Consider the following 503-nt stretch of genomic DNA (forward strand, 5'->3'; position numbering starts at 1 on the left):
CCGGCAGCAGACCACCCAACCCGATCCCATGCAACGCCGCATCCAGCAACGCCGGATGCACCCCGAACCGCGAAACATCCACCCGACCCTGCTCCGGCAGCACGACCTCGGCGTACACCACCCCACCCGCACGCCACGCCGCCACCACACCCTGGAACACCGGCCCATACCCAAGACCCACCTGCGCGAGGTCCTCGTACAGACCGTCAACCGAGACCGGCTGAGCACCGGCCGGCGGCCACTGCTCCATCCTCTCGATCGGCTCCAACTCCGAGGCGGCGATCAACATGCCCTGCGCGTGCTGGGTCCAGCCTGCGGCGTCCTCCAACTGGGAGTGGATCGTCACCGGACGCCGGCCGTCCTCGTCCACCCCACCCAGCAGCACCTGCAACCGAACACCACCGGCCACCGGCACCACCAAAGGCGCCCCGATGGTCAACTCCTCCAGCGACCCACACCCGGCCTCGGCCCCCACCTGCAGCGCCAACTCCACGAACGCCGCA

1 protein-coding gene is annotated in these 503 nt (G+C 69.6%); it reads right to left on the reverse strand.

Annotated elements, in window-relative coordinates; translation table 11 throughout:
• On the reverse strand, positions 1–503 hold a 503-nt coding region (locus IEY93_RS37665), incomplete at both ends, for a polyketide synthase dehydratase domain-containing protein (protein WP_189167908.1).

This window comes from Sphaerisporangium melleum (assembly GCF_014646695.1).
Taxonomy (GTDB): Bacteria; Actinomycetota; Actinomycetes; order Streptosporangiales; family Streptosporangiaceae; genus Sphaerisporangium; species Sphaerisporangium melleum.